We start from the raw sequence: 8,302 nt of genomic DNA, 5'->3' as shown, positions 1-8,302 counted from the left end.
CAAGTGAGTAGAAAAGGACCTCAATCACCAGCGTCCAGGCAACACCCAGGACCACGTTCTGCGGCACCCCGAAGTAGTTCAGCAGCGTCATGCCCCACAGGACTTCGGGCCACCCTCCCGCGACGGGCTCTCCGGAAAACGGAGCAAGTATCACTGCCAGAAGAATGGCCCCAGCCAGCGGCGGATAAATCCGAAGGAGGCGACGAATCGTGAACTGGCCGCTCGATTCGCGTTGCGCCACATGCGTGATTACATAGCCGCTTATCAGAAAAAAAGGTTCGTCAGAAGAATTTGTGGGCGAGTTTAGGCTCGGGGAGCTTGCCGAGCACGTGATACAGAGAGAGTTCGGCGATGCGGAAGGTCCGATAGCCGTACGCTTTTCTCATGGTGACTTTGGCCTTGTTGTTCAGTCCCTCGATGACGCCGCTGGAAAACTGCTTTTTGGCGCGAAAGTAGTTGAGCAACAACTCCCGGTGGGCGCGAACCGTGCGGGCAAACTTCTTCACCGGATCGATGCGTGATCGCATCGCGCGGGTACACCAGCGATCGAGGTACTTGGCGGCCCAGGTCGCACTGTCGTAGTCCCAGAACTGCTGGAACTCCTCCTTGAGCAGATAGGCACGTGCGCTTTTCAGGTTGTAGCCCAGTAATTCGCGCAGGCTCATGCGCTGCTGGTCGGTCAGGTTCTCGGGGCGCTTGAGCAAACACCAGCGCTTCTTCTTGAGCACGGGCTCGTAGCCCTCGCGCGCCATGCGACGTGCTTCGGCGGCACGTACGTCGTCCAGCGCCAGGTTGAGCTTGGCCACCACGTGGAAGCGGTCCAGGATGTTGAGCGCTGCGGTGCAGTACTTGGCAATGAGGTCGAGGTAGGGCGGCCACATGTCCGAGCAGACGAACTCGATCTTGGCGGCCAGTTCCTGGCCGATCAGTTCGAAGAACTGCTCGAAGCTCTGCTTCGTACGTTCCTTGCCGACCCACAGCAGCCGCACGCAATCGGCCTCGATCTGGTAGACCAGCGTCAGGTAGTCGTGGCCTCGCCCCCACTGGATCTCGTCTACCCCGATGGCCCGCACCGAGCCGAGTTCGCGGTGCTCGAGCCCCCACTGCACAACGTACTCCACCGCCTGGCAGACCTGATCCCAGGTGGTGCGAAAGCTCAGCGCAGTCTCGCTCCACGACAGCTTGCGCGCCCAATGGGCCAGGTGCAGCATGTAGGCTCGCGTCAAGGTGTGCTTGCCGATGCCCCAAGGCACCTGTTCGACCTTCACGCCGCACTGGTGACACTGCACGCGCCTCATGCAATACAGTAGCTGCACGGCATAACCCCAGATCGGGATGAACTCGAAGCGCCGCACGGGCAGTACGTCATATCCGGCCGCGCAGCGGCCGCAGCACGAGCAGCGCGCCCGGGAGCCTCGACGCGGGCGCACGTCAATCTCGATGGTGTTGGTGGTTTCGATCAGTCGCACTGCCGCGTAGACGAAACCTGGAAAGTGGTGACAGGCATTGAGCAAGCGGGTCAGCAGCATGGTCAACCCCCGTGGCAGCGTGGACGGTGCATCCATTGTTACGCCGCATGACGCGCAGCGGCTGCGCCAGGCATGCCCGGATCTGGACAATTGGCCGAACTCGTGGAGCTACGACCAGCCGGACCTCGCAGTCGGCCAGCGGATCATCGAGGTGCTCACCCCATTCCTGCTCGACCTGTTGGATCAGGGACTGGCGCGCAAGACCGTGAGACGGCACCGCGACAATCTCTGGATGCTCGGCGGCGAGCTCGTGCGGCGCCGCTACGAAGATAACGAGCTTGCCCGAATGGACGTCTTCGACGCCCTCCAGCAACTCGTCCAAGACGACGGAGGTCCCTTCATGGGCTCACGCATCAGTGAAGCAGAACAGGACTCACTGGACGCTACGTGTAGAAAGCTGTGTCGGTTCCTGAGCGCGTCGTCTGGCAAAGTAGGCATGCGAAAAAGCACCCACAAATAGTCCCAACGAACCTCTTTTCCAAGGGCGCGTGGGGAACCTGGGTGGCCGTGATCGTCGCGATCTTCAGCTACCTGAGCATCGAGATGATCGCGGTCGCGGCATGCGAGGCCAAGGAGCCCGAGAAGGCCGTGATCAGCGCGTTCCGCAGCGTCATGGTGCGGCTGGTCGTGTTCTACCTGCTGACCCTGGCGCTGATGCTGGCCATCGTCCCCTGGAACGAGGCGAGCAACGGCAAGAGCCCGTTCGTGCAGGCGATGGAGGCAGTGCGCATCCCGGGAGCCGCCCACATCATCAACTTCGTCGTGCTCATTGCGGCCCTGTCGGCCATGAACAGCCAACTCTACATCACGACGCGGATGATGTTCAGCCTGTCGCGCGGCGCTATGCCTCGCCGCGGCTGGGCGCGCTCAACGCCCAGGGCCTGCCGGTGAACGCGCTCGGCCTCTCGTGCCTCGGCATCGCGGTCGCGGGCGCGCTCAGCGTGGTCTACAAGGAGGCCTCGTTCACGCTGATGATGGCGGTCTCTCGATGTTCGGTGCGCTGTTCACCTGGATGATGATCTTCGTCACGCACTTCTGCTTCCGCCGCCGCTGGACGAAAGACGGCAATCCCCGCGTGGCCTTCCGGATCTGGGGCTTTCCGTATCCCACGCTGCTCAGTGCCGGGCTGATGCTGGCGATCATGGTGACCACGCTGTTCACTGCCGAGTTCAAGGCCAAGATGTGGACCGGCGTTCCCTTCCTGCTGCTGCTCTCGGCGGTCTACTGGTTCTTCTACCGTGGCGGCGCCGAAGACGACAAGCCGGCGACGCTGCGCGCCACCGCTTCGGCGACCTTGATGCCGTCGACCCCCGCCGAAAGAATCCCGCCGGCGTAGCTCGCGCCTTCGCCGGCCGGGTACAGGCCGCGCACGTTGAGGCTCTGGAAGTCTTCGCCGCGCGTCATGCGGATCGGCGACGAGGTCCGGGTCTCGACGCCGGTCAGCACCGCGTCGTGCAGGTCGAAGCCCTTGATCTTGCGTCCGAAGGCCGGGAAGGCCTCGCGCATGGCCTCGATCGCATAGGCCGGCAGCGCAGCGCGCAGGTCGCCCGGCGTCACGCCCGGCCGGTACGAAGGCAGCACGCTGCCGAGCGCGGTCGAGGGCCGGTCCGCGATGAAGTCGCCGACCAGCTGGCCCGGTGCGCGGTAGTCGCCGCCGCCGAGCACGAAGGCCTTCGATTCCAGCGAGCGCTGCAGTTCGATGCCGGCCAGCGCCGAGCCGGTGCGGCCTTCTTCCCAGCCCGGGAAGTCGCGCGGCTCGATGCCCACCACGATGCCCGCGTTGGCATTGCGCTCGTTGCGCGAGTACTGGCTCATGCCGTTGGTCACGACCCGGCCCGGCTCGCTGGTCGCGGCCACCACGGTGCCGCCCGGGCACATGCAGAAGCTGTAGACCGAACGGCCGTTGCTCGCGTGGTGCACCAGCTTGTAGTCGGCCGCACCGAGCAGCGGGTGGCCGGCATGCCGGCCCCATCGCGCGCGATCGATCAGCCCCTGCGGATGTTCGACCCGGAAGCCGATCGAGAAGGGCTTGGCCTCGATGTGCACGCCGCGCGCGTGCAGCATCTCAAAGCTGTCGCGCGCGCTGTGGCCGAGCGCCATCACCACGTGGTCGGCGCGCAGTTCGTGGGTCTCGCCGGTGCGCTGGTCGCGCACGACGAGGCCGCGCAGCGCCTTGCCGTCCGGCCCGTCCTCGAGCAGCACGTCGGTCACGCGCTGCTCGAAGCGGATCTCGCCGCCGAGCTGGACGATCTGCTCGCGCATGTTCTCGACCACCTTGACCAGCTTGAAGGTGCCGATGTGCGGGTGCGCGACGTAGAGGATCTCGGGCGGCGCGCCGGCCTTGACGAGCTCTTCCATCACCTTGCGGCCGAGGAAGCGCGGGTCCTTGATCTGGCTGTAGAGCTTGCCGTCGGAGAAGGTGCCGGCGCCGCCCTCGCCGAACTGCACGTTCGACTCCGGGTTCAGCACGCTCTTGCGCCACAGGCCCCAGGTGTCCTTGGTGCGCTGGCGCACGGTCTTGCCGCGCTCCAGCACGATCGGCTTGAAGCCCATCTGCGCCAGCATCAGCGCGCAGAAGATGCCGCAGGGCCCGAAGCCCACGACCACGGGGCGCAGCGGCAGCACGGCCGGCGCCTGCACCGGCGGCTGCCAGGCCATGTCGGGCGTCGGGCTGATGCGCGGGTTCTCGGCGAACTTGGCCAGCAGGCGGGCTTCGAGCGCCGGGTCCGCGAACGCGACGTCGACGATGTAGACCTGCAGCAACTCGGCCTTGCGGGCGTCGAAGCTGCGCTTGAAGACCTGGTGCCCGGCCATGGCCTCGAGGGCGATGCCGAGGGTGGCGGCGATGGCCTGGGGCAGGGCCGCCTCGTCGTGCGCGAGGGGGAGTTTGATTTCGGAGATTCTCAGCATGTCGTGGGCTTGTGTTTATCAAGCAGGGACGCCGATTATCGCAACGCCGCCCGGGCCCCCGCCGAGCGGCGCTCAAGCCGGCAGGAAGCCGTCGACCGACAGGTAGCGCTCGCCGGTGTCGTAGTTGAAGCCGAGCACGACGGCGTTGACCGGCAGCGAGGGTAGTTTCTGCGCGATCGCGGCCAGAGTCGCGCCCGACGAGATGCCGACCAGCATGCCTTCCTCGCGCGCGCAGCGTCGCGCCATCTCGCGCGCCGGCTCGGCGTCGACCTGCAGCACGCCGTCGAGCAGCGCGGTGTCGAGGTTCTTCGGGATGAAGCCGGCGCCGATGCCCTGGATCGGATGCGGCGAGGGCTGGCCGCCGGAGATCACCGGCGAGGCCACCGGCTCGACCGCGAAGATCTTCAGCTTCGGCCACTTCTTCTTGAGCACCCGGGCGCAGCCCGTGATGTGGCCGCCGGTGCCGACACCGGTGATCAGCACGTCGACGCCGTCGGGGAAATCAGCAGCGATCTCCTCGGCCGTGGTGCGCTCGTGCACCTCGATGTTGGCCGGATTGTCGAACTGCTGCGGCATCCAGGCGCCGGGCGTGCCGGCGACGATCTCCTCGGCGCGCGCGATCGAGCCCTTCATGCCCTTCTCGCGCGGCGTCAGGTCGAAGGTGGCGCCATAGGCCAGCATCAGCCGGCGGCGCTCGACCGACATGCTGTCCGGCATTACCAGCACCAACTTGTAGCCCTTGACGGCGGCCACCATCGCCAGGCCGATGCCGGTGTTGCCCGAGGTCGGCTCGACGATGGTGCCGCCGGGCTTCAGCGCGCCCGAGCGCTCGGCGTCCTCGACCATCGAGAGGGCGATGCGGTCCTTGATCGAGCCGCCGGGGTTGGCGCGCTCGCACTTGATCCAGACCTGCTGCGTCGCGTGGCCGAACAGGCGCTGGATGCGAACGTGGGGCGTCTGGCCGATGGTCTGCAGGATGGTGTCGGCTTTCATGCGTTCTCCTTGGGGGCGGGCCCTGGCTGAAAAAATGGATCGGCCATTGTGGCGATAATCCACCGGTGAAGCACGCTGGACCGCCGCTGGTGCAAGTCTCGAAAGAGCGCACTGGAGGAACGTCCGGACTGCACAGGACAGCGCAGGAGCTAACGGCTCCCCACCGCGAGGTGAGGATCAGAGCAACAGAGACGAGTCGGCCCGGGGCAACCCGGGCCGGGTGAAACGGGCAATCTCTGCGCGCAGCAACACCAAGTAGGCCAGCGTCGATGTGGTTCCGCAGAGCTGGCGGGTAGGTGGCATCGAGCCGTTTGGTGACAAACGGCCCAGAGTAATGGCGGTCACGCTGGGGTCTCGCAAGAGACTTCAGTGCACAGAATCCGGCTTACAGGCGTGCTTCACACTTTTCTGATTAGTTGAGGACGAGCAAAAACTGCTGCGCAGTTTCTTGGTCGTCCCGCAATGTCTCAGAAGCGCTCGTTCGGCGTCAGGTAGCGCCACTGGCTCGGCAGCAGCCCCGACAGCGGCACGCGGCCGATGCGGATGCGCTTCATCGCCAGGATCTGCAGGCCGGCGTCGTCGCAGATGTGGGCGATCTGGCCCGGGCGGGTGCCCTTCAGCGCAAAGCGCAAGCCGGTGTGGCCCTCGGCCTGCTGGCCGATGCTGACGCGGGCCGGCGAGCGCTCCAGCCGGGCGAGCGTTTCGGGCCCGACCGGGCCGGCGACGTCGACCATCACCTCGTGCTCGAGGATGCCGGCGTCTTCCTGCAGCTTGCGTTCGATCCGGAATTCCTGCGTGAAGACCACCAGGCCGCTGGCGCCGGTCTCGAGCGGGGTCATGCAGCGCTGGGCCGCCACGTGGCGCGGCAGGAAGCGCAGGCCGGCTCGCTCGGGCTCGTGGTGATTGGCCGCCACCAGCAGCCGGTGCGACGCCTCGGTCGCCATGCCGGCCGGCTTGTGCAGCAGCAGCGTGACCGGCACCACGGGCTCGGGCCGGGCGCCGGATTCGATCTCGACCTGCTGATGCGCATGCACGCGCGCCTGCGGGACCAGCGCCGGCATGCCGTCGACGCGCACCGCGCCGTTCTCGATTAGCAGTTCGGCCTCGCGCCGCGAACAGCCTGCCATTGCGGCGACCCGCTTGGCCAACCGGATGCCTTCGTCGTCGGCATCCTTCATGGCTTGGCCGCCTGCCGGATGCGCTCGACATGCGCCGCCAGCGAGCGCGCGGCCACGGGCCACATGCGCTCGGGCACGTCGTCGTAGGCCAGTGGCAGCCACTCCTCGGGCGTTCCCTTCGGCAGCTGGCGCATCACAGCGGCGATCTTCGCCTCGCGCTTCAGGCGGTGCGCCTTCAGGTGGGCGATGGCGGCCCGCGCCTCGCCGATCACGTAGCCGTGCGCCGGCAGGATGAAGCCGACGCCGCCCGCGGCGCAGGCCGCATCGAGCTTGTCGAGCGAGTCGAGGTAGGCGTTCATGTTGCCGTCCGGCGGATCGACCACGGTGGTGCTGCCGTTCAGGATGTGGTCGCCAGAGAACAGCAGTCCGTCTTCTTCGAGCAGCAGGCACAGGTGGTTGGCCGCGTGGCCGGGCGTGTGGATCGCGCGCAGCGTGTGGGCCGGCACACGGGTCTCGCCGGCGTCGCTGATCGCCGGCGCGGTCAGCACCAGGCGCTCGCCGTCCTGCAGCACCTGGTCGGGCGTGAAGCGGGCATTCGAGCGCGCCGTCGGCGCCGAGGCCAGCCCGAGGATCGGCGGCTGCGTCTTGCACAGCTTCTGCAGCGGCAGGGCGCCGGGCGAATGGTCGGCGTGCGAGTGGGTGCAGACGATCATCCGGATGTCGCCCTGGGTCGCGCGCCACAGTCGGCCGATGTGTTCGAAGTCGTTCGGGCCCGGGTCGATCACGACATAGCCGCCGTCGGCGTCGCCGACGATGTAGCTGTTGGTGCCGGGACCGGTCATTGCGCTCGGGTTCGGCGCGGTCAGGCGCTGCACGTTCTTCAGCAGCGGCACGGCGTGCTCGTTCTGCCAGTCGAGCGCATGGACGATCTGGCCGTCGGGGCTGACCATGGCCAGCTCGCCGAAGGGCGATTCGTGTTCCATGTAGCGGGCCTCCTTGCCAGCCAGCCAGCCCGCGCGCGGACAGCTCGTCCACAGCGGGCCTTCGCCGGCCGCGCGCTGGGCGCAGGCATCGAGCACCGCATCGACCGTCGGATAGGCGACCATGCGTTCCAGCGTGCGCACGGTCGGGAAGATCATGAAGAAACTGCCAGCCGCGTGGCGCGCCAGCGCGTCGGCAGGCCGCACCCAGCAGGGCTCGAACTGTTCGGTCTCGTCGGCAGTCGGCGTCTGGCCTTTGGGCATGCGCGCCACCAGGAAGGGCACGTCGAAGCGCTTCGGCAGGTCGCGGTCGGTGATCCAGTGCGCGAAGGTGAAGATCTTGTCGGTCGACAGCCGCAGGCCGCGTTCGGCGCACTGGTCGGCGAACGCCACCGTGGTGCCGGCGGTGCTGCGGTCCATCGCGGCGACCTCCTCGGCGCTCACGGGCCGGCCGTCGGCGTGATGGGCCAGCAGCACGCCGAGTTCCTCGAAGCTCTCACGCACGGCGGCGATGGCCTGCGTGAGCTGCAGCCGGCTCTGGGTGCGGCGGCGGGTGGCGATGGCGCGCGCCGTGCTGTCGCCCTCGTCGATGCGGCCGCCCGGGAAGACGTAGGCGCCGGGCGCGAAGCTGGCGTTCGCGGAGCGCCGCGTCATCAGCACTTCGATGCCTTCGGGCGTGTCGCGCAACAGCAGCACGGTGGCGGCGGGGCGGACCGGCGCCGGCTCGCGCTGCGGATGAAGAAGTTGGGTGGGGCGTACCATGGGTCGCGAT

6 protein-coding genes, 1 other RNA gene and 2 pseudogenes are annotated in these 8,302 nt (G+C 67.3%); 3 read left to right on the top strand and 6 right to left on the bottom strand.

From position 1 onward, the window contains the following. Positions 1-265, bottom strand: a pseudogene (locus tag AC1DY5_RS00375) (hypothetical protein); the annotation flags it as partial. A 16-nt stretch (positions 266-281) separates the two neighbouring features. Beyond that, positions 282-1,529 (bottom strand): ISL3 family transposase, encoded by a 1,248-nt coding sequence (locus AC1DY5_RS00370; protein ID WP_478107236.1) that lies wholly within the window; start codon positions 1,527-1,529, stop codon positions 282-284. Between AC1DY5_RS00370 and AC1DY5_RS00365 the strand changes: the two genes are divergently transcribed. Both AC1DY5_RS00365 and AC1DY5_RS00360 read left to right on the top strand, forming a co-directional pair. Next, on the top strand, positions 1,528-1,989 hold the full coding sequence (locus AC1DY5_RS00365) for a hypothetical protein (protein ID WP_478107234.1): 462 nt from the start codon (positions 1,528-1,530) through the stop codon (positions 1,987-1,989). The two genes, AC1DY5_RS00370 and AC1DY5_RS00365, sit on opposite strands and share 2 nt — an antisense overlap. A 14-nt stretch (positions 1,990-2,003) precedes the next feature. After that, positions 2,004-2,865: pseudogene (locus AC1DY5_RS00360) on the top strand (amino acid permease); the annotation flags it as partial. On the opposite strand, the gene AC1DY5_RS00355 reads toward AC1DY5_RS00360, so the two are convergent. Both AC1DY5_RS00355 and cysK read right to left on the bottom strand, forming a co-directional pair. Further along, positions 2,763-4,439: an NAD(P)/FAD-dependent oxidoreductase gene (locus tag AC1DY5_RS00355; protein ID WP_478107232.1), complete on the bottom strand. Its 1,677-nt coding sequence runs from the start codon at positions 4,437-4,439 to the stop codon at positions 2,763-2,765. The pseudogene AC1DY5_RS00360 and the gene AC1DY5_RS00355 sit on opposite strands and share 103 nt — an antisense overlap. Positions 4,440-4,511: 72 nt before the next feature. Continuing rightward, entirely contained in the window at positions 4,512-5,432 is a 921-nt protein-coding gene (gene cysK, locus AC1DY5_RS00350; protein ID WP_478107230.1) for a cysteine synthase A, read from the bottom strand. A gap of 67 nt (positions 5,433-5,499) precedes the next feature. On the opposite strand from cysK, the gene rnpB reads away from it, so the two are divergent. Continuing rightward, an RNA gene (gene rnpB, locus AC1DY5_RS00345) (RNase P RNA component class A) lies at positions 5,500-5,836 on the top strand. Positions 5,837-5,899: 63 nt separating this feature from the next. Here the strand turns inward: rnpB and AC1DY5_RS00340 are convergent. Further along, positions 5,900-6,610, bottom strand: a complete 711-nt coding sequence (locus tag AC1DY5_RS00340; protein WP_478107228.1) for an RNA pseudouridine synthase — start codon at positions 6,608-6,610, stop codon at positions 5,900-5,902. Continuing rightward, positions 6,607-8,292: an MBL fold metallo-hydrolase gene (locus AC1DY5_RS00335; protein WP_478107226.1), complete on the bottom strand. Its 1,686-nt coding sequence runs from the start codon at positions 8,290-8,292 to the stop codon at positions 6,607-6,609. The genes AC1DY5_RS00340 and AC1DY5_RS00335 overlap by 4 nt, the downstream gene beginning before the upstream one ends. Positions 8,293-8,302 lie beyond the last annotated feature (10 nt).

The organism is Variovorax sp. P4_D9, from assembly GCF_056401695.1.
Note: the sequence above shows the minus strand (reverse complement) of the source record. Positions and strands in the feature narration are given on the sequence as shown.

What these genes read in the sequence shown, in the direction of transcription:
- AC1DY5_RS00365 (WP_478107234.1), top strand. Translation starts at nt 1,528, where the DNA reads ATGGTCAACCCCCGTGGCAGCGTGGACGGTGCATCCATTGTTACGCCG.
- AC1DY5_RS00370 (WP_478107236.1), bottom strand. Translation starts at nt 1,529, where the DNA reads ATGCTGCTGACCCGCTTGCTCAATGCCTGTCACCACTTTCCAGGTTTC.
- AC1DY5_RS00355 (WP_478107232.1), bottom strand. Translation starts at nt 4,439, where the DNA reads ATGCTGAGAATCTCCGAAATCAAACTCCCCCTCGCGCACGACGAGGCG.
- cysK (WP_478107230.1), bottom strand. Translation starts at nt 5,432, where the DNA reads ATGAAAGCCGACACCATCCTGCAGACCATCGGCCAGACGCCCCACGTT.
- AC1DY5_RS00340 (WP_478107228.1), bottom strand. Translation starts at nt 6,610, where the DNA reads ATGAAGGATGCCGACGACGAAGGCATCCGGTTGGCCAAGCGGGTCGCC.
- AC1DY5_RS00335 (WP_478107226.1), bottom strand. Translation starts at nt 8,292, where the DNA reads ATGGTACGCCCCACCCAACTTCTTCATCCGCAGCGCGAGCCGGCGCCG.